This window comes from Actinacidiphila sp. bgisy160 (genome assembly GCF_057707815.1).
This window is the reverse complement of record NZ_JBYIQW010000001.1, coordinates 240,379-265,911: the sequence shown is the minus strand read 5'-3', so window position 1 is coordinate 265,911 and position 25,533 is coordinate 240,379. Positions and strand designations below refer to the sequence as shown.

The following is a 25,533-nucleotide window of genomic DNA, read 5'->3' as shown; positions in this document are numbered from 1 at the left end:
ATGGCAGGCTCTGTTCATTGCGAGCATGTAGTCGAGGAGAGTGAATCCTTGCGGTCCGACGCCAACATCGCGGGACCGATGGCCGATCCGGTCCCCGGTCCCCGTACCGAACCGTTCGGGGATGATGTTTCACGTGAAACACCGCCCCCGATGGACGACACCCCCATCGGCCGCGCCGCCCAACTGGCCGTGCAGGCACTGGGGCGGGCCGGTGAAGGACTCCCCCGTCCACCCCAGACCAGAGTGATCGTGGTCGCCAACCAGAAGGGCGGGGTGGGCAAGACCACCACCACGGTCAACATGGCCGCCTCCCTGGCCCTCCACGGGGCCCGCGTGCTGGTCGTCGACCTCGACCCCCAGGGCAACGCCTCCACCGCCCTGGGGATCGACCACCACTCCGAAGTCCCCTCCATCTACGACGTCCTGGTGGAGAGCAAGCCGCTCTCCGATGTCGTCCAGCCGGTGCCGGACGTCGAGGGCCTCTTCTGCGCCCCCGCCACGATCGACCTGGCCGGCGCCGAGATCGAGCTGGTCTCCCTGGTGGCCCGGGAGAGCCGGCTGCAGCGGGCCATCGAGTCCTATGAGCAGCCGCTGGACTACATCCTCATCGACTGCCCGCCCTCGCTCGGTCTGCTGACCGTCAACGCCCTGGTGGCCGGCGCCGAGGTCCTCATCCCGATCCAGTGCGAGTACTACGCCCTGGAAGGACTCGGGCAACTGCTCCGCAACGTGGAGCTGGTGCGGGGCCACCTCAACCCCAAGCTCCATGTCTCCACCATCCTGCTGACCATGTACGACGGCCGGACCCGGCTCGCCTCACAGGTCGCCGAGGAGGTGCGCACCCACTTCGGCAAGGAGGTGCTGCGCACCAGCATCCCGCGCTCGGTCCGTATCTCGGAGGCCCCCAGCTACGGCCAGACGGTGCTGACCTACGATCCGGGTTCGAGTGGCGCGCTGTCGTACCTCGAGGCGGCACGCGAGATGGCCCTGCGGGGGCTGGGACACACCCAAGAGTTCAATGAGCAGAACACGTCGGAGGGGATCCAGTGAGTGAGCGACGCAGAGGACTCGGCCGTGGTCTCGGCGCGCTGATTCCCGCCGCACCGAACGGTGCGGACGCGGCAGCCGCGACCGCGGTGGCGACGGCGGCGAACGCCGCGCCCGTCCTGGCGCCGGAACGAGGTGTCGCCGTCGCCAAGGTGGCGGCGCTGGTGGAACAGCAGGGGCGAGAGGGCACCGCCGCGATTCCGGTTTCACGTGAAACACCGGAAGCCATCGCTGCCCAGGAGCCGTCGATGGTGGCGGGGGCGTACTTCGCCGAGCTGCCGCTGGACGTGATCGTCCCCAACCCGCGTCAGCCGCGTGAGGTCTTCGACGAGGACGCGCTGGCCGAACTGGTCACCTCCATCAAGGAGGTCGGCCTCCTGCAGCCGGTAGTGGTCCGTCAGGTCGGGCCGGAGCGCTACGAGCTCATCATGGGTGAGCGGCGCTGGCGGGCCAGCCGTGAGGCCGGCCTGGAGGCCATCCCGGCGATCGTACGGGCCACCGAGGACGAGAAGCTCCTTCTGGACGCCCTGCTGGAGAACTTGCACCGTGCCCAGCTGAACCCACTGGAGGAGGCGGCCGCCTACGATCAGCTCCTCAAGGACTTCGCCTGCACGCACGAGCAGCTCGCCGACCGCATCGGCCGCTCCCGCTCCCAGGTCTCCAACACCCTGCGCCTGCTGAAGCTCTCCGCACCCGTACAGCGCCGTGTGGCGGCCGGTGTGCTCTCCGCCGGGCACGCACGCTCCCTGCTCGCGCTGGAGGACGTGGAGGACCAGGACCGGCTCGCCAGCCGGATCGTGGCCGAGGGGCTCTCGGTGCGCGCGGTCGAGGAGATCGTGCATGTGATGAACTCCGAGTCCCAGCCGACGAGGAAGGCTCCCGCACCTCGAACCGGCAAGCGGATGTCCCCCGCGCTGACCGACCTGGCGTTGCGGCTCTCCGACCGCTTCGAGACCCGGGTGAAGGTCGACCTCGGGCAGAAGCGCGGGAAGATCGTCGTGGAGTTCGCTTCGATAGAGGATCTGGAGCGCATCCTCGGCTCGATGGCCCCGGGTGAGGGCAAGGTCCTCGAGCGGTCGCTCACCGAGGAGACCGACGAGGCGGAGTGAGTTCCTTCCCCGTCCTGTGACACGGTCCGCAACTTCTGGGCGGGTCACACCCCGAGAGGGATGTGACCCGCTTTTTGCTGGGCCGTTCGCGTTGCTCCGGTGTCGGACTTGTCCGCTCACGGATACGATGCGTACGGGATGGAGCACTACCTCCGAGGAGGGGCCCATGCGATCGGTGCGGCGCGTCGGAGTGGAGCACGATTGGCAGAAGGCCGCCCTCCTCGCAGCGGGGCTTGGGCTGGGCGCCGTGGGTGGCTTCGTCGGCAGTTGGGTCCACGACAGAAACGAGGGTCAGACCTCATGGGGCGTCGGCTCGTTCCGCTCACGCTGGACAACCTCCCGGATCTCCCCAACCGCTGCCGCGCGTGCGTCTTCTGGGAACTCGATCCGGTAAGCGGGGAGGCCGCCGTCCAGGCCGGCAAGCCCGAGCTGGAGAAGGAGGCCTGGATCTCCGCGGCGCTGCTGGAGTGGGGATCCTGCGGCCGTGTGGTTTACGTGGACGAGGTGCCCGCCGGCTTCGTGCTCTACGCCCCGCCGGCTTACGTGCCGCGCTCGACGGCCTTCCCCACGAGTCCCGTCTCCCCCGACGCGGTCCAGTTGATGACCGCCCGCGTCCTTCCGGGCTTCCAGGGGCAGGGGCTGGGCCGGGTCCTGGTGCAGTCCGTGGCGAAGGACCTGGTGCGGCGGGGCTTCCGGGCGATCGAGGCCTTCGGGGACGCGCGCTGGGAGGAGCCCGCCTGCGTCCTCCCCGCCGAGCACCTGCTGGCCGTCGGGTTCAAGACCGTGCGGCCGCACCCGCGCTTTCCCCGGCTGAGACTGGAGCTGAGGACGACGATCTCCTGGAAGGAGGACGTCGAGATGGCGATCGACCGGCTGCTCGGCGCCGTGCAGAAGGAACCGGCGCTACGGCCCCTGTGACGGACGCGAAAGGGCCCGCTCCTCACGGGGGCGGGCCCTTTCGCGTCCGTCTGCGGTGCTCAGCCGATGAAGTCGGAGAGGTCGCGCTCGATGGCGGCCTTCGGCTTGGCGCCGACGATGGTCTTCACGACCTCACCGCCCTTGTAGACGTTGAGGGTCGGGATCGACATGACGCCGTACTTGGCGGCGGTGACCGGGTTCTCGTCGATGTTCAGCTTGACGATGGTGATCTGGTCGCCGTGCTCCGCGGCGATCGCCTCCAGGGAGGGGGCGATCTGGCGGCACGGACCGCACCACTCGGCCCAGAAGTCGACGAGCACGGGCTTGTCGCTGGACAGGACCTCCTCGTCGAAGGTCGCATCGGTCACGGTCTTGGTGTTGCCGGCCACGGCTGTCTCCTCGGTGTGTAGGACGGGTACTCGGGTTGTTCGGTGCGGTCAGACGACCGCGGCGGCGGTCTGCTCGGGCTCGCGGGTGTGCTCGGTGTCCGTGTCGGCCAGAGCGGCGAGGTAGCGCTCGGCGTCCAGGGCGGCGGAGCAGCCGGTGCCCGCGGCGGTGATCGCCTGGCGGTAGGTGTGGTCCACGACGTCACCCGCGGCGAAGACACCGGGGATCTTCGTACGGGTACTGGGCGACTCGACCTTGAGGTAGCCCTCCTCGTCCAGGTCGAGGATGCCCTTGAACAGTTCGGTCCGCGGGTCGTGGCCGATCGCGATGAAGAGTCCGGTGACCGGGAGCTCGGAGGTCTCACCGGACTTGGTGTTCCGCAGGACCAGGCCGGAGAGCTTGCCGTCGCCGTTGATCTCGGCGACCTCGTTGTCCCAGACGAACGAGATCTTCGGGTCGGCGAAGGCACGCTCCTGCATGGCCTTGGAAGCGCGGAGGGTGTCCCGGCGGTGGACGACCTTCACGCTCTTGGCGAAGCGCGAGAGGAAGGTCGCCTCCTCCAGGGCGGTGTCGCCACCACCGATGACGGCGATCTCGTGGTCCTTGAAGAAGAAGCCGTCACAGGTGGCGCACCACGAGACACCGCGACCGGAGAGCTGGTCCTCGTTGGGCAGACCGAGCTTGCGGTGCTGGGAACCGGTGGCGATGATGACGGCCTTCGCCCGGTGGACGGTGCCCGCGGAGTCGGTGACGGTCTTGATGTCACCCTGGAGGTCGACCGCCACGATGTCGTCCGGGATCAGTTCGGCACCGAACCGCTCGGCCTGGGCCCGCATGTTCTCCATGAGGTCGGGGCCCATGATGCCGTCGCGGAAGCCAGGGAAGTTCTCCACCTCGGTGGTGGTCATCAGAGCACCGCCGGCCGTGACCGCCCCTTCGAAGACCAGGGGCTTGAGGGAGGCGCGGGCGGTGTAGAGCGCGGCTGTGTATCCCGCCGGCCCGGAACCGATGATGATCACGTTTCGGACGTCGCTCACGGGTGCTTCCTCGTCTCTGCTGTGCCGACTCGCCGGGTGCCTCGGCGGCGGGACCATTGTCATCCCGCCTAACGGATCCTACGGTCCGGGCATTCCCGTCGGCGTGGCGCTAGCGAGGGTATGTCTCCTCACGGAGGAGGGTGCCCGTGGCAGGGGGCTGCGCGGTGACGCACGAGGCGTCCACGACGTACGCGTCGACCAGCGCGGAGTCTCCCTTGTGCGGCAGCACGACCAGATAGGAGTCCACACCCTCGTACCTGCCCCGTTGAACGGCGAGCGGGGTCTCCTGGCGGTCCAGTGCCGTCAGGACGCAGGACGGCGTCGCACTGTCCGTACTGACCATCGGGGACTGCCCCGAGGGCTTGCTCTCCTGGAGCCTGCCCGTGCCGCCTGTCAGCAGATCGTGTACCTGCACGCCGAGCGTGTCGGCGTCAGCCTTGGTGTCCGCGCCGGAGGCTGTCGAGGACTGGCTGTCGGCGCTTCCGCCGGCCTCCCAGGTGGACTGGGCGAGGACGGCCCCGAAGCCGAGCACGGCGGCCACGGAGGCGGTGACGAGAATCCCCTTCCCCCAGCGCCGACGAGACCCGGTGCCGGGGCGGCCGGGCCCACTGGGGCCGATGCCGCGGCCGGAGGGCCTTCCATCGACCGCTGCCGATGTTTCACGTGAAACACGGGGCGGCTTCGTGGTCTCTGTTTCACGTGAAACATCGGCACCGCTCGAGGCGAGCAGTGCCTCGGCGGCGAGCGCGGCGTCGATCCGGCCCGCGATATCGGCGGGCATCCGGGGCGGGCCGGGCAGGGTGCCCAGCAGTCCGCGGATCCCGTCCAGCGAGGCGCGGACGTCGGCGCAGAGCGCACAGCCGTCGATGTGCCCGCGGACGTCGGCCGAGCGCTCGGGCGGGAGGATGCCCTCGGTGAGCGCGGAGATCTCGGCGACCTCGGGGTGCTCGTCCGTACCCGTCGTCGGCGTCATGGGTGTCCACCTCCGCCCTTCGTGAAGCCGTGGCCCGGCCGGGCCTCCGTCTCTGGGACGGATGCGTTCTCCGTCCGGTTCCTTCCCCCTGCCTGATCACTGCTACTCCCCCGAGCGTCCCGTAGATGGGAGAGGAGCGGCAGCAGTCGTGCCCTGCCCCGGGCGCATCTGCTCTTGACCGTCCCGGCCGGTACGTCGAGGACGGCGGCGGCCTCGGCCACGGGATAGCCCTGCATGTCGACCAGGACCAGGGCGGCCCGCTGCTCCACGGGGAGCTTCGCCAGCGCCCGCAACAGTTCCTGGTGCAGCTCACCCCGCTCGGCCGGGGCTGCGGCGGACTCGTGCGGTTCGAGGAGTTCCTCGAACTGTTTCTCGTCGGTGACCGGAGCGGTGCGGCGTGAGGCGGCCTTGCGTGCCCGGTCCAGGCAGGCGTTCACGGTGATGCGGTGCAGCCAGGTGGTGACGGCCGACTGTCCGCGGAAGGTGTGGGCGGAGCGGAAGGCCGAGACGAGTGCGTCCTGCACGGCGTCGGCGGCTTCCTCGCGGTCCCCCAGGGTCCGCAGCGCCACCGCCCAGAGCCGGTCACGGTGCCGGCGGACGAGTTCCCCGAAGGCGTTCGGGTCCCCCGCGACATGACGGGCGAGGAGGTCGCCGTCGCCGACCTCCCCGCCCGTACCCTGCGTGCTCACCGTCCCCCTCCCCGCGGGGCTACTGCCCCTCGAACCTCACATTGGTGATGGCCTGCTTGTGGCCGGCTCCGGAGTACCCGTCGGCTTCTGAGTAGGGAAGGGCGGTCAGCCAGACGACGACATAGCGCGTCTCCACGGGCGCCTTGAGGGAGAGCGTCGCCACCTTGTCCTTGGTCGTGACGGTGGCCAGCGGCTTCAGCTGGCTCGGTTTGGCCGTGCTCTCCAGTGAGTCGGCCGCGTAGAGAGTGACCGTCGTGTGGTCGCCGCCGTAATAGAGGTCTATCGAAGCCTGGCTGAGTTTCCTCGCCGCTCCCAGGTCGTAGGCGATGCCGACGCCCTTCTTGACGGAGGGAGCGAATTCGGGACCGTCGGAGAAGCTGTTCGTGCGCCAGTACGTGGACGTCTTGCTGTCATACGTGGCGTTGACATCGTTCGGGTGCTGGGCTCCGCCGTAGGGCGCGTACTCGGCCGCGCCTTGAATCGGAAGCGGATTCAGGGTGACGTTGCTCGTCTCGTTGTCGGTGCCGCCGTCGCCGCCCGAGGTGTGCGAGGAGGCGGTGCCACCGGACTTGGCCTGGTTCTCGCGGTCCATCAGGGTTTCCGCGAGCTGCCAGCTGCCGAGACCGAGGGCGACGATGAGGAGGGCCGAGACGGACCACTTGAGGGCCTTGCCGGTGCGGCCGGGCAGCGTTGGGGGCGGGGTGGGGGCGAGGGTCGCCGTGGCGCCGGGGGACGCGGGGCCCGCCGGGGGCTGGCGGTAGGAGCCCTGCTGGTAGGTCGTGCGCGAGTAGGGCCCCGTCGTCGGCTCGGGCGGCCGGATCTTGGGGATCGCGGTAACGGCCTTGGCCAGCTCCTCGGGGGTGGTGCAGGGTCCCGGCTGGCGAGAGGCCGTCGCCCCGTCGTTGACCAGGGCGCGCATGGCGAGCTCCGACAGTCCCCGGTGGACTCCCGCCCGCACCTGGTCGGGCGCGACGAGGCCGACGTCCTTGGGGAGGCCGGTGAGCCCGTGGTCGTCCTCCGGGTACGGCCAGCGCTGGGTGAGCGAGGCGTACAGGAGGGCTCCGATCGCCTCGGTGTCCTCGCGCTGCGGGCGCTCGGAGGAGATGCCGCGCAGCGCGGCCGCGACGGCCAGACCGCGGATGCGGTACTGGCCGGCCTCGGTACGCAGGACGGAATCGGGACCGAGCCGCAGATGAGCCAGGCCCTCACGGTGAGCGGCCGCCATGGCCTGGGAGATCTGGCTGACCATCTGGTGGGCCTCGTGCGGCTCCAGGGGGTCGGCGGTGATCAGGGCCGTCAGTTCGCGCGCGTCCGGGAGCCACTCGTGGATGACGTAGACGAGGTCGTTCTCCTCGACCGCGTCGAGGACCTGGACGAAACGGGGGTCACCGAGCAGGGCGGCGGAGCGGGCGGCGGCCAGCACCGAACGGGCCCGGCTGTGGTCCGCGGGCAGGAGGTGGATGCCCACGGCCCGGCGCAGTTTCTCGTCCACCGCCCTCCAGCTGCTGAAGCCCTCGGCACGGGTGAGGCACTCCTCCAGGCGGTAGCGCCCGGCGAGCTTGTGGCCGCTGTGGAGCTCCGGCGGTTCGGAAGGGGTCGGTGTTGTCTCCTCGGGGATGGTCTGCTGTGGCGCGTCCTGCTCTTCGCTCCGGTCCGTCGCCTCGTCGGCCGTGGCACTGTCCGCATGGGCGGCGATCTTCTTCTCGCCGCTCTCGTTGGCCACTCCGACGGCAGCCGTGCTCCGTTCCGCCACCGTCGTTCCTGCCTCCCCATCCGTTGCAAGATCTGACAACACAGCCGAGGACAATTGTGCCAACAGTCCACCGCTATGCACGACACACGACGGCCCACGAAGGTTGCGCAGTGGAACGCCGTCAGCGGCCCAGCCGGCCCCTGACCATGCCGACCATGGCCGTCATCTCCTCGACGCGCATCCGTTTGGCGGCGATGAAGAAAATCCCGCCCAGCACGAGAGCGCCGAGTACCAGCGACAGCAACGATGCGGCAGCGCCGTGGCCCAGCGAGTGCGAGACACCGTAGACGACGGCGCCGGCGCCCGCCGCGGCGGGGATGCACGCACCGAACAGCCTGGCGTACGTGCGCACCACGCGCTTGCCGTCGATGTCGCCGCCGAGGCGCCTGCGCAGCCGCTTGACCGCCACTCCGACGCCGATCGTGTAGGCCAGTCCGTACCCGGCGGCCATGCCCACCACGGCCCAGCGGGCGGGGAGGACGAAGTAGCAGACGGCGGCCGCGACGGCGTTGCAGGCGGCGACGATGACCGTGTTGTAGAAGGGGGTGCGGGTGTCCTCGTACGCGTAGAAGCCGCGCAGGACGATGTACTGCACCGAGAACGGGATCAGCCCGAGACCGAAGGCCATCAGGATGTAGCCGATGTTCAGCGCGCCCTCGCCGGAGCTGCTGTAGAGCAGGGTGGCCATGGGGAGGCCGAGGGCGAGGAAGGCGAACGCGGCGGGCACGATGGCCACGCCCGAGGTCCGCAGGCCGTAGGAAAGGTCGTCACGGACGGCGGCGGCGTCACCGTCGGCCGCCGCGCGGGAGATCCGCGGCAGCACGGCGGTCATCACCGAGACGGTGATGATGGCCTGGGGCATCTGCCACAGGAGCAGCGCGTAGTTGAAGCCGGTGATGCCGGCACCCTCGTGGCCCGTCTTCTCGGCCGCCGCGCCCGCCGCCGTGGCGAACTGGGTGAGGACGATCATGCCGACCTGGTTGGCGAGGACGAAGAAGAAGGTCCACTTGGCCAGCTTCGCCGCGTGGCCGAGGCCGTGGCCGCGCCAGTCGAAGCGCGGCCGGATCCGGAAGCCGGCGTCGCGCAGGTAGGGGAGCATCGCCAGCGCCTGGACCGCCAGGCCCAGCAGGGTGCCGAGGCCCAGCAGCCGGACCCCGTCGGGGGTGATGGTCCCGGAGGTGACACGGGTGCCGGTGAAGGAGCCGAAGGCCCAGATGAAGGCGCCGAAGGTGGCGATGATGACGATGTTGTTGAGGACCGGGGTCCACATCATCGCGCCGAAGCGACCGCGGGCATTGAGGATCTGCCCGAGCACGACGTGCAGCCCCATGAAGAACATGGTGGGGATGCAGTAGCGGGCGAAGGCGACCGCGACCTCGAACCTGACCGGGTCGGAGGCGATGTCGTGGGACATCGCCTGGATGAAGACCGGTGCGGCGATCACGCAGACGGCGGTGACGGCCGCCAGGCCGACGACGACCAGGGTGAGCAGGCGGTTGGCGTACGCCTCGCCGCCGTCCTCGTCGTTCTTCATGGCCCGCACGAGCTGCGGGATGAAGACCGCGTTGAGGGCGCCGCCGCCGACCAGGATGTAGATCATGGTGGGCAGGGTGTTGGCGACCTGGTAGCCGTCGTTCAGCGTGCCGACGCCGATCGCGGCGGCCATGACCAGGGTGCGCAGGAAGCCGGTGACCCGTGAGACGAGGGTGCCGGCCGCCATGAGTGCGCTGGACTTGAGGATGCTGCCGGCCCGCCCGCCGGGCTTCCCGGCCACGGGCGCCGCCGCGGGCTCGGGCTCCGCGGGGGCCGCCTGTGCGGGCTCTTCACGGAAGAGGTGGACGTACTCGTCCGCCGGCGCCGGCCTCCCGTCCTCGTCCGGGGCGTTGGAGACGAGCTCGTCCACACCGACGTACCGTGTGTTGGCGTTGTCGGCGTACGGCATCCGGTACGGCTCCTGGTGGGCGTACGGCGGTCCGTAGGCATGGGGCTGGGCCGGCGGGTGCGCGGTGCGGTCGTAGAGCACCTCGCCCACCGGGTCCTGCGCAGTCGGATCCTGTCGCCGGTACGGATCGTGGGCGTAGGTGTCCTGCAGGTACGGGTCGGGCGCGGCAGGGTGTTGCCCGGGCTGCTCGGGGAACCTCTCCCCGGCTTCCCGTTCGCGCTCACCGTCGTACGGTGCGTTCATCTCTGCCCCACCTCATCGGCCATGGCTCGCTGGCTATCGGTCCACCTTCTCACCCGTCCCGGACGGGTCCGTACTTTCCGGGGAGGTGTCCGGCGCCAGGTCACCCGGCTGCTCGTCCAGGACGCCGTCCCGGTCACCCATGGTGCCCTCTGCGGCGTCGTCCTCGTCCTCGCCGGTGTCCCCGTCACCGGACGGGTCGGCGTCGTCCTCGGCGTCGTCCTCGGAGGGGTCCGGGTCGCCGTCCTCGCCGTCGGCGGCCGCGCGGCGCTTGCGCTGGTGGTACATCCGGACGCCTGCCAGCACGAGCAGCAGGAGCCCCGCGGCGATCACCAGCATGACAGTGGATGTGATGGAGGTGACATCCACCTGGAAGGTGATGGGGTAACCGAACTTGGCGCCGTCCGCCGTGTAGAGCTGGGCGGTGACGGTGTTCAGGCCGTTGCGGGCAGCGGTGCCCTCGAACTTCAGGGAGCGGGTGTGGCCGCCCTCCACGGTCACCGGCTGTGCGTCGCCCGGGTTGAGGCTGTTGCCCTGGCTGGAGGTGAGGCGCAGCTCCAGGCCCTGCACCGTCTGGCCGAGCTCGTTCTTCACGGTCACCGGGATGGTGCCGCTGCGGCCGGACAGCGTGAGTGTCCCGGTCTTGGGGAGCAGGTAGACCAGGCTCATCAGGTCGGACAGGTAGTCGGAGATGGCCATGCGGTAGGCGGCGGACCTCCGGGGGGAACCGCGCCACTCGGTGGACATCGAGCGCATCAGCGCGTTGCCGAAGGGGGTCCGCACCCGGTCGGGCTTGCTCAGGAGGGCCATGAAGTCGTCGAGCTTGCCCTGGGTCCCCTGGATCTCACGGAAGGACGAGGTGCTCAGCTCCTGCTTGCGCAGGCGCTTGGGGTAGGAGCCGGCACCGGGCACCTTGCGGTTCGCCCGGGGGTCGGGGGTGGCCCTGGCCGCCGCGGAGAAGTCCACGGTCTCGGCCCAGCCGCTCCGGGCGACCTCCGTAATGGCCTGGGCCATGGCCTGGGCCTGAGAGGCCTTGGCCATGCGTTGCGGGGCGACGACGACGCTGCGCTGCCGGTCGGGCGCCTGCATCGTGATCATGAGGGTCTGCGCCAGGTACTTCTGGACCGCGAGGGCCGAGGGCCCGGCCTTCGTCATGTCGCCCTGGAAGGCCTTGGAGAGCCCGGCATCGGCGACGACCGCGGTGGTGCCGCCGCCGATGGGCCGCGCCGAGGTGGGGGTGTAGTGGAGGTCGTCCGACTCGCCGAGGCTGTCGCTGCGGGCGATCACCTTGTCGGCGCCGGCCGAGGTGGCCACGTCGACGATGGAGGAGTCCACGGCGCCCTCCACGGGCCAGGAGACGTCCGTGTCGGGGGTGACGCCCAGGATGGGTTCGACTGTGGCGGTCGCGAGCTCCGTGGCGGTCTTGAGGTGGTTCAGGGTGCCGGGGACATCCTTGCCGTGGTGGGCGATGGAGGCGATGTCGGGGTCGGCGAAGGGCAACGCGACGACCTCCTCGCCGGCCACGGCCTCCTTGAGGCTGTTCAGCCAGCGCTTCGCGTCCTCGGTGCCGGTCCCCGACGTGGTGTGATCGAGATCACCCCCGGGTCCCGCGACCTGGTACCGGCGCGTCATCGCGTCGACCGTGGCGAGCAGATCCGGGTCGACGACCCAGGTGACGGGGAGGTCCCGGCCGAGCGCCACCATCTGCTGCAGACGACCGCCGGGCGCCAGGTCCTTGGCGAGGTCGTCGTTGAGGAAGATCGGGCTCTGCTGGTCGTCGCCCTCGCTGCGCACGGCGAGGTGCGGGCGGTCGACCAGTGGCCACAGGAAGGTGTAGCGGGTCGGCTTGGCGTCCCCGTCCGGGTACCAGGGGAGGAAGGTCCGCTCGATACCGAGGTACTCGTCGTAGCCGCGGTTCCTGGTCTGCCCGGTCAGGGAGACCCCGAGCTGGTAGACGCCGTCCGGGCCCAGATCCAGGTCCTCGACCGGGATCTCCAGGGTGAAGCTGCGGGTGATGCCCGCCGGCAGGTCGTCCACGGGCACGGTGTGCCCGGGGACCTCCTCGCCGTCGGTCGGGCTGTGGGGCGCGCCGGTGGACACGTCGCCGATGGCGCTGCGGCTGCTCAGCGGGCCCTGAGGGGCGATCTCCACGCCCACGTGGGCGCCGCTGACGGCGTGCTTGCTCTTGTTGGTGACGGTCCCGGTCACCGTGAGGGCGTCGCCCTTGGCGGGGACGGTGGGGGACAGCGAGTTCACCGACACGTCCACGACCCGGCCGTCGGGGGTGTCCGCGTACGCCGGGGGGGCCGTACGGGCCTGGACCAGGCCGGAGAAGAGGGTGGCGCCCACGAGCAGCGCCGTGGCCCGGCGCAGCCTCGAACGGGCCGGAGTTCCTCCGGGGTGCTGTGCCGCCTCGCCCACGCGCTGGCCGTCCTCGTCGTCATCGGATGTGCGTCCTGGCATGGTAACGATGCTTGATGACCCGAAGTGCTGTGAGTGGGCCACAAGATCGATACAGTCCGGGGCGCGGAGGCGTCGGGATGATCGCCGGCGCCGGTAAACCGGTCCGCCGCGGGGCGCATGGGCACGTACCCTTTTCTGTTGTGCCGAATGCCAACAACGCCCCCCAGACCCTGAAGACCGCGCCCATGATCGCGCCGGTGGCCGAGGACCTCGGCCGTCGCTTCCGGGACGCCGGATTCCGGCTTGCCCTCGTCGGCGGCTCGGTCCGCGACACCCTGCTCGGCAGGCTCGGCAACGACCTCGACTTCACCACCGACGCCCGGCCCGATCAGGTGCTGAGGATCATCCGCGGATGGGCGGAGGCCGTCTGGGAGGTGGGCATCGCCTTCGGCACGGTCGGGTGCCGCAAGGACGGCTACCAGATCGAGGTGACCACCTACCGCTCCGAGGCCTACGACCGCACCTCGCGCAAGCCGGAGGTCTCCTACGGGGAGTCGATCGAGGAGGACCTGGTCCGCCGGGACTTCACCGTCAACGCGATGGCGGTCTCCTTGCCGGAGGCGGAGTTCGTCGACCCGTACGGCGGGCTCGGCGACCTCGCCCAGCGGGTGCTGCGCACTCCCGGCACCCCGGAGGACTCCTTCTCCGACGACCCGCTGCGGATGATGCGTGCCGCGCGCTTCGCCGCCCAGCTGGACTTCGAAGTGGCGCCCGAGGTCGTGAGGGCGATGACGGAGATGGCCGACCGCATCGAGATCGTCTCCGCCGAGCGCATCCGGGACGAGCTCAGCAAGCTGGTCGTCTCCGAGCACCCCGGCAAGGGTCTGCAGCTGCTGGTGGAGACCGGCCTGGCCGCACGGATCCTCCCGGAGTTGCCGGCGCTGCGACTGGAGCGCGACGAGCACCACCGGCACAAGGACGTCTACGAGCACACGCTGACCGTCCTGGAACAGGCGATGGCACTGGAGACGGAGGGGCCGGACCTGATCCTGCGCCTCGCGGCGCTGCTGCACGACATCGGCAAGCCGCGGACCCGGCGCTTCGAGTCCGACGGGCGGGTCTCCTTCCACCACCATGAGGTGGTCGGGGCCAAGATGACCAAGGGGCGGCTGACCAGACTCAAGTACCCGAACGACATCGTCAAGGACGTCGCCCGGCTGGTCGAGCTGCATCTGCGCTTCCACGGCTACGGGACCGGGGCATGGACCGACTCCGCTGTCCGGCGCTACGTCCGGGACGCCGGACCGCTGCTCGAGCGGCTGCACAAGCTGACCCGCTCCGACTGCACGACCCGCAACAAGCGCAAGGCCGCGGCCCTGTCCCGCACCTACGACGGGCTCGAGGAGCGCATCGCGCAGCTGAAGGAGCAGGAGGAGCTGGACGCGATCCGGCCGGACCTGGACGGCAACCAGATCATGGAGATCCTGGGCACCCCCCCGGGCCCCCAGGTCGGCAAGGCGTACAACCACCTGCTGGAGCTGCGCCTGGAGAACGGCCCGCTGGGTGAGGAGGCCGCCGTGGCCGCGCTGAAGGAGTGGTGGGCCGCGCAGGGCTGAGCGCACCCCGTCCGGGTACCGGACGAACCGAGGGGGTCGTGTTTCACGTGAAACACGACCCCCTCTGCCTTAACGGCGACCCCATCACTTGGTGATGCTCTGCAGGCAGAGCACGACATTGTTGAAGTCGGTCCCGGACTGGGTGTAGTAGACGTCCGACTCCGTGACGGACTCACACTGCTTCTGGTCAGTCGAGTCGTCGAACTTCTTGACGATCTTGAACTGGGCGTCGCCGGAGGAGCAGTCGACGTCCACCAGGTCCGGGCTCTTGTCGGTGCCCTTGTTGTGGAGGCAGCCGCCGACCTTCGACGTCTCGGCGTCGGTCTGGTCGAACTGGGAGAAGGCGAACCGCACGCCGATGATGACCACGATGGTGACGATCACGCCGATGATGCGCTTGCCGATGTTCCTGCCGCGCCGCGGCGGCGCGGCAGGCGGCGGGAAGGCGCCGGGCTGGCCCTGCGGAGGCGGGAAGGCGCCGGGCTGACCTTGCGGGGTCGGGCTGTGGGTGTCATGAGGTGGCGGAGTCGCCATGATGGTTCCCCTCCCTGGGATGAACCTGTCAGTTCCTGTGAACGCGCGAACGTTACTGGACGGGTCGGACAGGCCCCCCGCCGGGGCGGCTGTTTCACGTGAAACGACGTGGGGTCCTGGCGGTGCCGAACGCCACCGCGGCGTAGACAGCGGAGAGCCCGAGAAGGAGCCCCGCGGAGCGGCCGTCCGGGGGGAGGACCAGTGCGCAGATGGCCGCGGCGCCAACGAAGGCGACATTGAACAGCACGTCGTAGATCGAGAAGATCCGCCCCCGGTAGGCGTCGTCGATCGAGGACTGGACCACCGTGTCTGTGGCGATCTTCGCCCCCTGGGTGGCCAGCCCCAGCACGAAGGCCGCCGCCAGTACGGGGGCCGGCTCGAAGGGGAGGCCCAGTCCGGGAAGCAGGACGGCGGCCGAACCCGCGCAGACCGTGATCCAGCCGAAGGTGCCGAAGTGGCCGGTGGCCCAGGGGGTGACGGCGGCCGCCGTGAAGAAGCCCGCACCCGAGACGGCGACCGCCAGGCCGAGCAGCGCCAGTCCGTCCGCCGTGCCATGGTGGGCCCCCTCGGATCCCGACCAGGCGTAGCGGCAGAGCATCAGCACCGTCACCGTGAGTCCGCCGTAGCAGAAGCGCATCGCCGTCATCGCGGCCAGGGCGCGTGCGGCGCGCGGCCGCCGGCGCAGATGTCCCAGGCCGTGCACCAGACCGCGGAAGGTGCTGAGCAGCGCCTCGCGCACCCGCGGCTGGATACGGGACGGGTCCGGCCCCAGCAGGTCCCGCCCCAGGGTGAGCGCGGCGAGCCCGGCACAGAGGTAGAGGACGGCGCCCAGGACCACGACCAGGAGGTCGGAGCGGGTGCCCTCGGCTACCACCAGGTGCACCAGGAAGGCCGCCCCGCCGCCCGCGGTGGCCGCGAGCGTGCCGGCGGTCGGGGACAGCGCGTTCGCCATGACCAGGCGTTCCCCGTCCACGACGCGGGGCAGGGCGGCCGAAAGGCCGGCGAGTACGAAGCGGTTGATGCCGGTGACCGAGAGGGCGGACAGGTAGAAGAGCCAGTCCGGGACGCGCAGCAGCATCAGTACGGCCGTGCCGAGGGAGAGCACCGCCCGCAGCAGGTTGCAGTAGAGAAGGACCTGCCGGCGTCGCCAGCGGTCCAGCAGGACGCCCGTGAACGGCCCGAGGAGCGAGTACGGCAGCAGCAGGACCGCCATCGCGGAGGCGATGGCGGCCGGCGAGGTCTGCTTCTCCGGGGAGAAGACCACGTAGGCAGCCAGCGCCACCTGGAAGACCCCGTCGGAGAGCTGGGACAGCAGCCGAACCGTCAGCAGCCGGCGGAAGTCCCGGAAGCGCAGCAGCACACGGAGATCACGGACAACGGGCATGCGCACAGCCTCACATGACGCACAAACCCCCGGGTGCCATACCCGGGGGCCTGCGCGGTCGCGTCGTACGACGAGCGGTGACGGGGGTTAAGCCGCTGTTCAGCGCTCGACCTCGCCGCGGATGAACTTCTCCACGTTCTCGCGGGCCTCGTCGTCGAAGTACTGCACCGGCGGGGACTTCATGAAGTAGGAGGACGCCGACAGGATCGGGCCGCCGATGCCGCGGTCCTTGGCGATCTTCGCCGCGCGCAGCGCGTCGATGATGACACCCGCGGAGTTCGGGGAGTCCCAGACCTCGAGCTTGTACTCCAGGTTCAGCGGCACGTCGCCGAAGGCGCGGCCCTCGAGGCGGACGTACGCCCACTTGCGGTCGTCCAGCCAGGCCACGTAGTCCGAGGGGCCGATGTGGACGTTCTTCTCACCCAGGTCGCGGTCGGGGATCTGGGAGGTGACGGCCTGCGTCTTGGAGATCTTCTTGGACTCCAGGCGCTCTCGCTCGAGCATGTTCTTGAAGTCCATGTTGCCGCCGACGTTCAGCTGCATGGTGCGCTCGACGATGACACCGCGGTCCTCGAAGAGCTTGGTCAGCACGCGGTGCGTGATAGTGGCACCGACCTGCGACTTGATGTCGTCACCGACGATCGGCACACCGGCCTCGGTGAACTTGTCCGCCCACTCCTTGGTGCCGGCGATGAAGACCGGCAGGGCGTTGACGAAGGCGACCTTGGCGTCGATGGCGCACTGGGCGTAGAACTTCGCCGCGTCCTCGGAACCCACGGGCAGGTAGCAGACGAGCACGTCGACCTGGCGGTCCTTGAGGACCTGCACGACGTCCACCGGCTCCTCGGCGGACTCCTCGATGGTCTCGCGGTAGTACTTGCCGAGACCGTCCAGGGTGTGGCCGCGCTGGACGGTCACGCCCTTCTGCGGCACGTCGCAGATCTTGATGGTGTTGTTCTCGCTGGCACCGATGGCGTCCGCGAGGTCGAGGCCGACCTTCTTGGCGTCCACGTCGAAGGCAGCGACGAACTCTACGTCACGCACGTGGTAGTCGCCGAACTGCACGTGCATGAGGCCAGGCACGCGACTGCCCGAATCGGCGTCCTTGTAGTACTCGACACCCTGCACCAGCGATGCGGCGCAGTTGCCCACGCCAACGATGGCTACGCGAACCGAACCCATTCCGGTTGCTCCCTGTGTAATCGTCACGCGGGTCCCCGGCGCGTGCCGGGTCCGCCGTTTTCCTGTTGGTTGTCCTGCTCGGCATCGGCGGACGGAGCGGCCGGGGGCTGCTTGCCACGCCCTGCCCGCTCGGTCTCGATCAGCTCGTTCAGCCAGCGGACCTCTCGCTCCACCGACTCCATGCCGTGCCGCTGCAGCTCGAGCGTGTAGTCGTCGAGCCGCTCACGGGTACGCGCGAGGGACGCGCGCATCTTCTCCAGGCGCTCCTCGAGGCGGCTGCGCCGCCCCTCGAGGACACGCATCCGTACGTCCCTGGACGTCTGGCCGAAGAAGGCGAAACGAGCCGCGAAGTGCTCGTCCTCCCACGCGTCAGGGCCGGAGTGGGCGAGGAGCTCTTCGAAGTGCTCCTTGCCGGCCGCCGTCAACCGGTACACGATCTTGGCCCGTCGGCCGGCCAGCGGCGCGGCGAGCGGATCTGGCTCAGGGCCGGTCTCCTCGACCAGATAACCCTGGGTGACCAGTGTCTTGAGGCAGGGGTAGAGGCTGCCGTAGCTGAACGCGCGGAACACACCGAGCGAGGTGTTGAGCCGTTTGCGCAGCTCGTAACCGTGCATCGGGGATTCGCGCAGCAGGCCCAGGACGGCGAACTCGAGGATGCCGGAGCGCTTGCTCATGTCCTCGTTTCCCTCCCGTCCGGGCTGTCGTCGCCTCTTATCTCGCCGTGATGTATCGGCTCGATACATCGCGACGATAGAACGACTTCTCCCGGTAGGGCAAGACGGCCCACCGTGACCGGCGTCACATCGCGAGATCCGTCCACCGTCAACCGTCCGTAATGTGATGAACATCTGGCTAGAACCTCTTTTGACCGTGCGTACTCTGTTCGCCATGCAGAGCATCGGGAACCGAGTGACGTCAGTCAGCGTCCTTGTCCCTGGTGCAGTGCGGCCATCGCACGCCGGGGGGACCGGAAAACCAACTGCCGCTTTCAGGCGATTCCGCCTGTCCTAGGAGTAGCTGTTCATGAGCGAGCACCGTCGCAAGCCGCCGCAGTCGCCCGGCGACGGCCGGGCCGCCGCCCGGCGCGGCGCGCAGCAGCAGCCCCCGCCGCCTGGCGGCCGGCGGGCCGCTGGGCCGCCGAGGCCGCAGCCGTACGGCCCGCACGGAACCGGTTCGGGGCAGGGCCACGGCCCGCGCCAGGGCATGGGACAACAACCCCCCCGTCAGGGTGCGGGTGCGGGCGCGGGGGGCCGCGCGGGGACCGGTGGCCGGGCCCACGGGGCCGAGCCGCCCTACCAGGGGCGGGCAGCCGCGCGCCGTGCCGCCCAGTCCACGCAGAAGGGCGGCCGTCGCCGTGCCGCCACGGCCGCGCAGGGCGGGCGTGGCGGTGGCCAGCCGCCCAAGAAGCGCATCATCGATTACCCCCGTTGGGGGAAGGACGGATGGCGCCGCTGGATGCCGTCCTGGAAGCTCGTCTCCGGGCTGTGCCTGTTCTTCTTCGGCAGCATGGTCACCGTCGCGGGCGTCGGATACGCGATGGTGGGCATCCCCAACGAGAACGACGCCGCCAAGTCGCAGAACAACGTCTACTACTGGGCGGACAACACCCGCATGGTGGCGACCGGCTCCGGTGCCAACCGGCAGAACGTGACGCTCGCCGACATCCCCAAGGAGATGCAGCAGGCGGTCATCTCGGCGGAGAACAAGACCTTCTACAAAGACTCCGGTGTCGACCCCATGGGCGTCGGCCGGGCGCTGTTCAACATGGCCAGAGGCGGTGACGCGCAGGGCGGTTCGACGATCACCCAGCAGTACGTCAAGAACACCTACCTGAGCCAGGACCAGACGGTCAGCCGCAAGTTCAAGGAGCTCTTCATCTCCATAAAGGTGGGGACGAAGCTCGACAAGCGCGAGATCCTGCAGGGCTACCTGAACACCTCGTACTACGGGCGTGGTGCCTATGGCATCCAGGCGGCCGCGCAGACCTACTACGGAGTGGACGCCAAGGACCTCAACGCGAGCCAGTGCGCCTTCCTGGCCGCGCTGCTCAAGGGCCCGACGTACTACGACCCGGCCGGGGCCACGAACATCGACCCCATCGCGACGCCCAAGGCGAACCGGAAGAACTCCGAGGAACGCTGGAAGTGGATCCTCGGCGAGATGTACAAGGACAAGGGCCTCACCAAGGCCGAGTACGACAAGGCCGTGGCCAAGTACCCCGAACCGCAGGGCCTCAAGGCGACCGCCGGCATGAGCGGTCAGATCAGCTACCTGGTCGACATCGCCAAGAGCTATGTGCTGAGCCACACCGACATCAGCCAGAGCCAGCTGGACAAGGGCGGCTACGAGATCCACACGACCTTCGAGAAGGCGAAGGTCGAGTCGCTCAAGAAGGCCGTCGACGAGGTCCGCAAGAAGAACATAGACCCCAAGAAGCGCGAGGCTGACAAGTTCGTCCAGTTCGGCGCGGCGTCCGTGGTGCCGGGCGACGGCAGGATCGTCGCCCTGTACGGCGGAGAGGGTTTCGAGCACGGCCAGTTCAACAACAACGCCAACACCACGGGTGTCCCCGTCGGCTCCACCTGGAAGCCGTTCGTGCTGGCCGCGGCAATGCAGTACGGCACCAACCAGACCAACGGTGTCGGGCTGTCACCGCAGAGCAAGTACAACGGCAACGACCTGCTCAAGATCAAGGACCACGAGGGCAACTACGTCCTGAGGAAGGACGGCAGCGTCTTCAAGCAGAAGAACGAGAGCGGGTACCCCTGGGGCTACATCACGCTGCGCAAGGCGATGGAGCAGTCCATCAACACCCCCTTCGTGCAGCTCGGTGAGGACGTCGGGCTGCCCAAGGTGGCCGAGATGGCGAAGAACGCGGGCGTGCTGGAGTCGAGCTTCGAGTCCCTGAACGCCTCGTTCTCGATCGGCACGTCCAAGCCGTCCGCCATCCGCATGGCCGACGCCTACGCGACGTTCGCCGCGTCGGGCACCCAGGCCGAGCCCTACTCCGTCACCAAGGTGGTCAAGGACGGCAGTGTCGTGCCGGGCTTCGGCAAGCCGAAGATCAAGCGGGACGCGATCGACAGCAACGTCGCCAACAACGTCACCGACGTGCTGGAGAACGTGGTCAAGAACGGCACCGGCAAGAAGGCCCTGACGGTGGGCCGCACGGTCGCGGGCAAGACGGGTACCACGGACAGCGAGAAGGGAACCAGGTCCGCCTGGTTCGTCGGGTACACCAAGCAGCTCTCGACCTCGGTGGTCCTGTTCCGCGAGAACCCCAAGAAGCCCGGTCTGATCGGCATGGCGGGCACCGCGGGGCTCGCGTCGGCGCACGGTGGTGACATGCCCGCGGAGGTCTGGGCGAAGTACATGTCCCAGGCGCTCAAGGGCAAGGAAGACACCGGCTTCCCCGACCCCGAGAAGATCGGCCAGGTCAAGGACCAGCTCGGCGCCCCGTCGGCGAGCCCCTCGGTCTCGGCCACCCCGAGCGAGTCTCCGACCACCAACCCGACCCCCACCGAGTCGCGGCCGCAGGGCAGGCCGACCCCGACCGACTCCGGGGCCTGCAAGCCCTGGCAGTGGGGTTGCCAGGACGGCAGCGGTGGCAACGGCGGCGGAGCCACGGACGGTGGCACCAGCGGGACCCCGACGTCGACCCCGACGTCCAGTAGCACCGGCAAGAACAACGGAGGCAACGGCAACGGCGGACTCATCGCGGGTACGGGCGGTTGACCGCCCCGCGTTGCGCAGAGCAGTGATCCGCGGCCGTGGAGGGCAGTACGCCCTCCGCGGCCGCGGCCGTTCCCGGCGGGTGGCGGGCGGCATGGGGATCCGACGCTCCGCACGCTGCGATGTAGGGCAGGATGTGGCCCATGACGATCGTGCGCGAAGACCCCCACCACGAGGCCTCGGAGGCCGAGGCGGTCGTGCCCCCGACCCGTGAGGACCCGGTCGCCGTGGCCGGGAGCGAGGTCATCGGCGGCCCGCTCGGCCGCTTCGCGGCCGTGGGGCGGCGGGGCTGGTGGAACCCCCTGCGCGTGGTCGTGCTGATCGCCATCGGGATGTTCGCGCTGGGCATGGTGCAGAAGCTGCCGTGCTACGACAGCGGCTGGTTCTTCGGGGCGAACGCCCAGTACAGCCACGCCTGCTACTCCGACATCCCGCACCTGTACTACGGCCGGGGCTTCGCGGACGACCTCGTCCCGTACTTCGACCACATCCCGGACACGGTCTCCGGCGGCATGGGCTACCTGGAATACCCGGTCCTGACCGGGCTCTTCATGGAGGTCGCCTCCTGGCTCACCCCGCACGGGGGCACGATCCAGCACCGGGAACAGATCTACTGGCTGGTCAACGCCGGGATGCTGCTGGTCTGCACCGCCGTCATCGCGGTCTGTGTCGCCCGGACCAACCGGCGCCGCCCCTGGGACGCACTGCTGGTCGCGCTGGCGCCCGCGTTCGCGCTGACCGCGACCATCAACTGGGACCTCTTCGCGGTCGCCCTCGCGGCGGCCGGGATGATGCTGTGGTCGCGCGGCCGTCCGGCGGCCGCGGGCATCCTGATCGGGCTGGCGACGGCCGCCAAGCTCTACCCGGTGCTGATGTTGGGGCCGCTGTTCCTGCTGTGTCTGCGGGCCGGGAAGCTGAGGGCCTGGAGCGCGGCGGTGGGCGGTGCCGTGGCGTCCTGGCTGGTGGTGAACCTTCCGGTGATGCTGCTCGCCCGGGACGGCTGGGCGAAGTTCTACACCTTCAGCCAGGAGCGGGGCGTCGACTACGGCTCTGTCTGGCTGATCATCTCCCAGCAGACCGGCAAGTCGATCGACGGCGCCAACTTCTACGCCAGCGCGCTCATGCTGCTGTTCTGCGCCGGCATGGCCGCGCTGGCGCTGTACGCGCCACGGCGCCCGCGCTTCGCGCAGCTGGCCTTCCTCGTCGTGGCGGCCTTCATCCTGACCAACAAGGTCTACTCGCCGCAGTACGTGCTGTGGCTGGTGCCGCTGGCGGCGCTCGCCCGGCCGCGCTGGCGGGACTTCCTGATCTGGCAGGCCGCCGAGGTCATGTACTTCCTGGGGATCTGGTCGTACCTGGCGTACACGACGGGCGGCAACAGCAAGGGCCTGCCGCAGGACGGCTACCACCTGGCCATCGCGGCGCACCTGATCGGGACGCTGTACCTGTGCGCGGTCGTCGTCCGGGACATCGCCTTCCCCGAGCGCGACGCGGTGCGCCAGGACGGCTCGGACGACCCCTCCGGGGGCGTGCTGGACGGGGCGGAGGACGTGTTCGTGCTGGGGCGGTCCTCGCACCGGCCGCGGCACGCGGCGCCGCTGCAGGGCGGGCCCGAGGACGGCTATGGCTATGGCTACGGCTACGAGCATGGGTACGGCGAGCCGCGCCCGGTGGTGCAGTGGGGCGTGGACCCGGCGCCGCCTGTCCCGCCTGCCCCGCCCCACTGAGGGCGGGGGACGCCCCGGGTGCCCGGGGCGTTCAGCGGTCGACGACGCGGTCGAACTGCGTCGTCGTGTGCCGCAGGTGCGCCACCAGCTCGTCCCCGACCGCCGGGGGCGCCACGTCGCCCGGCAGGAAGAGGATCGACACCTGCATGTGCGGGGGCTCGGCGAACCAGCGCTGCTTGCCCGCCCACACGAAGGGCGACAGGTTGCGGTTGATGGTGGCCAGGCCGGCCCTCGCGACGCCCTTGGCGCGCGGCATGACGCCGTGCATGGCCTTGGGGGCCTCAAGGCCCACCCCGTGCGACGTACCGCCCGCCACGACGACCAGGTGGCCGTCCTCGGAGGCCTTGTTCTGGCGGTAGCCGAAGCGCTCGCCCTTGGCGATGCGCGTGACGTCCAGGACGGCGCCCCGGTACTCGGTGGCCTCGTGGTCGCCGAGCCACAGCCGGGTGCCGATCCGGGCGCGGAAGCGGGTCTGCGGGAACTGGTTGCGCAGCTGGGTCAGCTCGCCGGCCTTGAGGTGGCTGACGAACATGGTGTGCAGCGGCAGCCGGGCCGCGCGCAGCCGCTCCATCCAGCCGAAGACCTCCTCCACGCCGTCGGAGCCGTCGGTGCGGTCCAGCGGCAGGTGGATGGCGAAGCCCTCCAGGCGGACGTCGTCTATGGCCGAGTGCAGTTTGACCAGGTCGTCCTCGCTGACGCCGTGCCGCCTCATGCTGCTCATGACCTCGATGACGACCCGCGCGCCGACCAGGCCGCGCACGCCCTCCACGGAGGACACGGAGCGGATGGCGCGGTCCGGCAGCGGTACCGGCTCCTCGCCCAGCCGGTACGGGGTCAGCACCAGCAGGTCCCCGCCGAACCAGTCCTTGATCCGGGCGGCCTCGTACGTCGTGCCCACGGCGAGGATGTCCGAGCCGAGACGGATCGCCTCCTCGGCCAGGCGCTCGTGGCCGAAGCCGTACCCGTTGCCCTTGCAGACGGGGACCAGTCCGGGGAACTGCTCCGCCACGGACTGCTGGTGCGCACGCCAGCGCGCGGTGTCGACGTACAGGGTGAGCGCCATGGCCGGAACGAGGACCTTTCTGCGGTGTCTGCGGTCAGTCGGGCACGCGGGTCAGCGGCGGGACATGTAGATGTCGAGAGCCTTGTGCAGCAGCTTGTTGAGCGGGAAGTCCCACTCGCCCAAGTATTCGGCAGCCTGCCCGCCAGTGCCCACCTTGAACTGGATGAGACCGAAGAGGTGGTCGCTCTCGTCCAGCGAGTCGCTGATGCCGCGCAGGTCGTACACGCTCGCGCCGAGCGCGTAGGCGTCCCGCAGCATCCGCCACTGCATGGCGTTGCTCGGCCGCACCTCGCGCTTGTGGTTGGCCGAGGCCCCGTACGAGTACCAGACGTGCCGGCCGACGACGAGCATCGTCGCGGCGGCGACCGCCTCGCCCTCGTGCTTGGCGAAGTACAGCCGCATGCGGTTGGGGTCCTCCGAGTTGAGGACCTGCCACATGCGCTGGAAGTAGGAAAGGGGCCGCGGGCGGAAGTGGTCGCGCTCGGCGGTGACCTCGTACAGCTGCTGCCACACGGGCAGGTCGTCATAGGCGCCCTGGACGACCTCGACGCCGGCCTTCTCGGCCTTCTTGATGTTGCGCCGCCACAGCTGGTTGAAGCCCTTCTGGACGTCGTCCAGGCTGCGGTTCTCCAGCGGGACCTGGAAGACGTAGCGGGGCTGCACGTCGCCGAAGCCGGCGCCGCCGTCCTCGCCCTGCTGCCAGCCCATGCGGCGCAGCCGGTCGGCCACCTCGAAGGCACGGGGTTCGATGAAGGTCGCCTCGACGTCGCGCAGGCGCTTGACGTCGGGGTCGGCGATGCCGGCCTTGATGGCGGCCGCGTCCCAGCGGCGGATGACGACCGGCGGGCCCATCTTGACGGAGAACGCGCCCTGCTGCTTCAGGTGCGCCAGCATCGGGCGCAGCCACTCCTCCAGGTTGGGCGCGTACCAGTTGATCACCGGGCCCTCGGGGAGGTAGGCGAGGTAGCGCTTCACCTTGGGCAACTGCCGGTAGAGAACCAGGCCGGCGCCGACCAGCTCACCGGTCTTGTCGTCGAACCAGCCGAGGTTCTCCGAGCGCCACTCGGTCTTGACGTCGGCCCAGGCGGGAACCTGGCAGTGGCTTGCCGAGGGCAGGCTCTGGATGTACGCCAGGTGCTGTTCCCGACTGATGGTCCTCAGGGTCAAGCTCATGCGGGGCGCTCCCCATCGCTGCGGCTACGGCATTGCTGACTGCATTACTGCGCCGAAGCCTACTGCGAACGGCGAACGCCCCCACGAGGGCTGTGGACAACTAGGCCCGCGGCTTCGTCCGGCGGGGGCCGGGAACGGTCGGTCAGGACACCACGCCGCCGAAGAGCCCGCCGTGCGCCATGCCGAGGTAGAAGCCGATCGCGGCCAGCCCCATGCCGATGATGAAGAAGAAGCGCTCGGCCGTGGTGGCGGAGCGGTACTGCCCGAAGGCGCCGACGAGGATGCCGGCCAGGCCCGCCCAGGAGCTGAGCAGGTGCAGGCTGTCCCAGAAGGCCGCGATGGCGGAGACCAGGCCGAGCACGACGGTCACGACGGCCAGGGTGTTCTCCACCGGATGGGGCCTGCCGTCGGAGTTGAGGGTGCTGAGTACTCGCTGGTAGAGACGGCTGCCGGTAGTGGGTCGCACTGCCTGTGCCATGAGGCACCTCCGTGATGGAGAGGTGGCGCATCGTAGCGCCGGACACACCCGATGTGTACAGATTGCGGGCTTCCGGGGCCGGATTTCAACCGGAAGCCACGAGGCGGGTAGTGTGTACCGTCTGCACCGGTGTCTGTGCAGGCCCA

The 25,533-nt window shown here is 69.7% G+C and carries 20 protein-coding genes; 6 read left to right on the top strand and 14 right to left on the bottom strand.

Annotation, left to right across the window (positions count from 1 at the left end):
• The 3 genes from AC3EUJ_RS01260 to AC3EUJ_RS01250 all read left to right on the top strand — a co-directional run bounded on the left by AC3EUJ_RS01260 (position 1) and on the right by AC3EUJ_RS01250 (position 3,074).
• Positions 1-1,050, top strand: coding sequence for a ParA family protein (locus AC3EUJ_RS01260; RefSeq protein WP_431958964.1), 1,050 nt, complete (start codon positions 1-3; stop codon positions 1,048-1,050).
• The gene (locus tag AC3EUJ_RS01255; RefSeq protein WP_431958963.1) at positions 1,047-2,156 is read left to right on the top strand and encodes a ParB/RepB/Spo0J family partition protein; all 1,110 of its coding nucleotides are present in this window, start codon (positions 1,047-1,049) and stop codon (positions 2,154-2,156) included. Before AC3EUJ_RS01260 ends, AC3EUJ_RS01255 begins: the two co-directional genes overlap by 4 nt.
• 300 nt (positions 2,157-2,456) lie before the next feature.
• Positions 2,457-3,074 carry a GNAT family N-acetyltransferase gene (locus tag AC3EUJ_RS01250; protein WP_431958962.1) on the top strand — a complete coding sequence of 206 codons (618 nt, stop codon included), beginning with the start codon at positions 2,457-2,459 and terminating at the stop codon, positions 3,072-3,074.
• 59 nt (positions 3,075-3,133) lie between these two features.
• Here AC3EUJ_RS01250 and trxA read toward each other — a convergent pair whose 3' ends face one another.
• From trxA to AC3EUJ_RS01215, 7 genes are all read right to left on the bottom strand, one after another.
• Positions 3,134-3,463, bottom strand: coding sequence for a thioredoxin (gene trxA / locus AC3EUJ_RS01245; RefSeq protein WP_431958961.1), 330 nt, complete (start codon positions 3,461-3,463; stop codon positions 3,134-3,136).
• Between the two features lie 48 nt (positions 3,464-3,511).
• A complete protein-coding gene (gene trxB, locus AC3EUJ_RS01240) occupies positions 3,512-4,498 on the bottom strand; it encodes a thioredoxin-disulfide reductase (RefSeq protein ID WP_431958960.1) in 987 nt (328 codons plus the stop codon).
• Between the two features lie 109 nt (positions 4,499-4,607).
• A complete protein-coding gene (locus AC3EUJ_RS01235) occupies positions 4,608-5,471 on the bottom strand; it encodes an anti-sigma factor (RefSeq protein WP_431958959.1) in 864 nt (287 codons plus the stop codon).
• Positions 5,468-6,160, bottom strand: a complete 693-nt coding sequence (sigM, locus tag AC3EUJ_RS01230) for an RNA polymerase sigma factor SigM (RefSeq protein ID WP_431958958.1) — start codon at positions 6,158-6,160, stop codon at positions 5,468-5,470. Before sigM ends, AC3EUJ_RS01235 begins: the two co-directional genes overlap by 4 nt.
• A gap of 19 nt (positions 6,161-6,179) precedes the next feature.
• Positions 6,180-7,913 (bottom strand): protein kinase family protein, encoded by a 1,734-nt coding sequence (locus AC3EUJ_RS01225; RefSeq protein ID WP_431958957.1) that lies wholly within the window; start codon positions 7,911-7,913, stop codon positions 6,180-6,182.
• 121 nt (positions 7,914-8,034) lie between these two features.
• On the bottom strand, positions 8,035-10,098 hold the full coding sequence (murJ, locus tag AC3EUJ_RS01220; protein ID WP_431958956.1) for a murein biosynthesis integral membrane protein MurJ: 2,064 nt from the start codon (positions 10,096-10,098) through the stop codon (positions 8,035-8,037).
• A 33-nt stretch (positions 10,099-10,131) separates the two neighbouring features.
• Positions 10,132-12,558, bottom strand: coding sequence for a DUF6049 family protein (locus AC3EUJ_RS01215; protein WP_431958955.1), 2,427 nt, complete (start codon positions 12,556-12,558; stop codon positions 10,132-10,134).
• A gap of 140 nt (positions 12,559-12,698) precedes the next feature.
• Here AC3EUJ_RS01215 and AC3EUJ_RS01210 point away from each other — a divergent pair, with 140 nt between their 5' ends.
• Positions 12,699-14,114, top strand: a complete 1,416-nt coding sequence (locus AC3EUJ_RS01210; protein WP_431958954.1) for a CCA tRNA nucleotidyltransferase — start codon at positions 12,699-12,701, stop codon at positions 14,112-14,114.
• Positions 14,115-14,198: 84 nt separating this feature from the next.
• Here AC3EUJ_RS01210 and AC3EUJ_RS01205 read toward each other — a convergent pair whose 3' ends face one another.
• The 4 genes from AC3EUJ_RS01205 to AC3EUJ_RS01190 all read right to left on the bottom strand — a co-directional run bounded on the left by AC3EUJ_RS01205 (position 14,199) and on the right by AC3EUJ_RS01190 (position 17,888).
• Positions 14,199-14,648: an LppU/SCO3897 family protein gene (locus AC3EUJ_RS01205; RefSeq protein WP_431958953.1), complete on the bottom strand. Its 450-nt coding sequence runs from the start codon at positions 14,646-14,648 to the stop codon at positions 14,199-14,201.
• Positions 14,649-14,742: 94 nt separating this feature from the next.
• Complete coding sequence (locus AC3EUJ_RS01200; RefSeq protein ID WP_431958952.1) at positions 14,743-16,032, bottom strand: MFS transporter; 1,290 nt, start codon at positions 16,030-16,032, stop codon at positions 14,743-14,745.
• Between the two features lie 99 nt (positions 16,033-16,131).
• Positions 16,132-17,214: an inositol-3-phosphate synthase gene (locus AC3EUJ_RS01195; RefSeq protein ID WP_431958951.1), complete on the bottom strand. Its 1,083-nt coding sequence runs from the start codon at positions 17,212-17,214 to the stop codon at positions 16,132-16,134.
• Between the two features lie 23 nt (positions 17,215-17,237).
• Positions 17,238-17,888 (bottom strand): PadR family transcriptional regulator, encoded by a 651-nt coding sequence (locus tag AC3EUJ_RS01190; protein ID WP_018558161.1) that lies wholly within the window; start codon positions 17,886-17,888, stop codon positions 17,238-17,240.
• Positions 17,889-18,237: 349 nt separating this feature from the next.
• On the opposite strand from AC3EUJ_RS01190, the gene AC3EUJ_RS01185 reads away from it, so the two are divergent.
• Positions 18,238-20,949 (top strand): transglycosylase domain-containing protein, encoded by a 2,712-nt coding sequence (locus AC3EUJ_RS01185; RefSeq protein WP_431958950.1) that lies wholly within the window; start codon positions 18,238-18,240, stop codon positions 20,947-20,949.
• Between the two features lie 140 nt (positions 20,950-21,089).
• Complete coding sequence (locus tag AC3EUJ_RS01180; protein WP_431958949.1) at positions 21,090-22,673, top strand: glycosyltransferase family 87 protein; 1,584 nt, start codon at positions 21,090-21,092, stop codon at positions 22,671-22,673.
• A gap of 31 nt (positions 22,674-22,704) precedes the next feature.
• Here the strand turns inward: AC3EUJ_RS01180 and AC3EUJ_RS01175 are convergent, their stop codons facing one another.
• The 3 genes from AC3EUJ_RS01175 to AC3EUJ_RS01165 form a co-directional block, all read right to left on the bottom strand.
• On the bottom strand, positions 22,705-23,736 hold the full coding sequence (locus AC3EUJ_RS01175; RefSeq protein ID WP_431958948.1) for an alanine racemase: 1,032 nt from the start codon (positions 23,734-23,736) through the stop codon (positions 22,705-22,707).
• Positions 23,737-23,787: 51 nt separating this feature from the next.
• Positions 23,788-24,909, bottom strand: coding sequence for a lipid II:glycine glycyltransferase FemX (locus tag AC3EUJ_RS01170; protein ID WP_431958947.1), 1,122 nt, complete (start codon positions 24,907-24,909; stop codon positions 23,788-23,790).
• A gap of 142 nt (positions 24,910-25,051) precedes the next feature.
• Positions 25,052-25,387 carry a hypothetical protein gene (locus AC3EUJ_RS01165; RefSeq protein ID WP_431958946.1) on the bottom strand — a complete coding sequence of 112 codons (336 nt, stop codon included), beginning with the start codon at positions 25,385-25,387 and terminating at the stop codon, positions 25,052-25,054.
• Between the last annotated feature and the right edge of the window lie 146 nt (positions 25,388-25,533).

Excerpts from the sequence above, each read along its gene's own strand:
- AC3EUJ_RS01260 (WP_431958964.1), top strand. The coding sequence starts at position 1 with ATGGCAGGCTCTGTTCATTGCGAGCATGTAGTCGAGGAGAGTGAATCC.
- AC3EUJ_RS01250 (WP_431958962.1), top strand. The coding sequence starts at position 2,457 with ATGGGGCGTCGGCTCGTTCCGCTCACGCTGGACAACCTCCCGGATCTC.
- AC3EUJ_RS01235 (WP_431958959.1), bottom strand. The coding sequence starts at position 5,471 with ATGACGCCGACGACGGGTACGGACGAGCACCCCGAGGTCGCCGAGATC.
- murJ (WP_431958956.1), bottom strand. The coding sequence starts at position 10,098 with ATGAACGCACCGTACGACGGTGAGCGCGAACGGGAAGCCGGGGAGAGG.
- AC3EUJ_RS01215 (WP_431958955.1), bottom strand. The coding sequence starts at position 12,558 with ATGCCAGGACGCACATCCGATGACGACGAGGACGGCCAGCGCGTGGGC.
- AC3EUJ_RS01205 (WP_431958953.1), bottom strand. The coding sequence starts at position 14,648 with ATGGCGACTCCGCCACCTCATGACACCCACAGCCCGACCCCGCAAGGT.
- AC3EUJ_RS01200 (WP_431958952.1), bottom strand. The coding sequence starts at position 16,032 with ATGCCCGTTGTCCGTGATCTCCGTGTGCTGCTGCGCTTCCGGGACTTC.
- AC3EUJ_RS01195 (WP_431958951.1), bottom strand. The coding sequence starts at position 17,214 with ATGGGTTCGGTTCGCGTAGCCATCGTTGGCGTGGGCAACTGCGCCGCA.
- AC3EUJ_RS01190 (WP_018558161.1), bottom strand. The coding sequence starts at position 17,888 with ATGAGCAAGCGCTCCGGCATCCTCGAGTTCGCCGTCCTGGGCCTGCTG.
- AC3EUJ_RS01185 (WP_431958950.1), top strand. The coding sequence starts at position 18,238 with ATGAGCGAGCACCGTCGCAAGCCGCCGCAGTCGCCCGGCGACGGCCGG.
- AC3EUJ_RS01180 (WP_431958949.1), top strand. The coding sequence starts at position 21,090 with ATGACGATCGTGCGCGAAGACCCCCACCACGAGGCCTCGGAGGCCGAG.
- AC3EUJ_RS01175 (WP_431958948.1), bottom strand. The coding sequence starts at position 23,736 with ATGGCGCTCACCCTGTACGTCGACACCGCGCGCTGGCGTGCGCACCAG.
- AC3EUJ_RS01170 (WP_431958947.1), bottom strand. The coding sequence starts at position 24,909 with ATGAGCTTGACCCTGAGGACCATCAGTCGGGAACAGCACCTGGCGTAC.
- AC3EUJ_RS01165 (WP_431958946.1), bottom strand. The coding sequence starts at position 25,387 with ATGGCACAGGCAGTGCGACCCACTACCGGCAGCCGTCTCTACCAGCGA.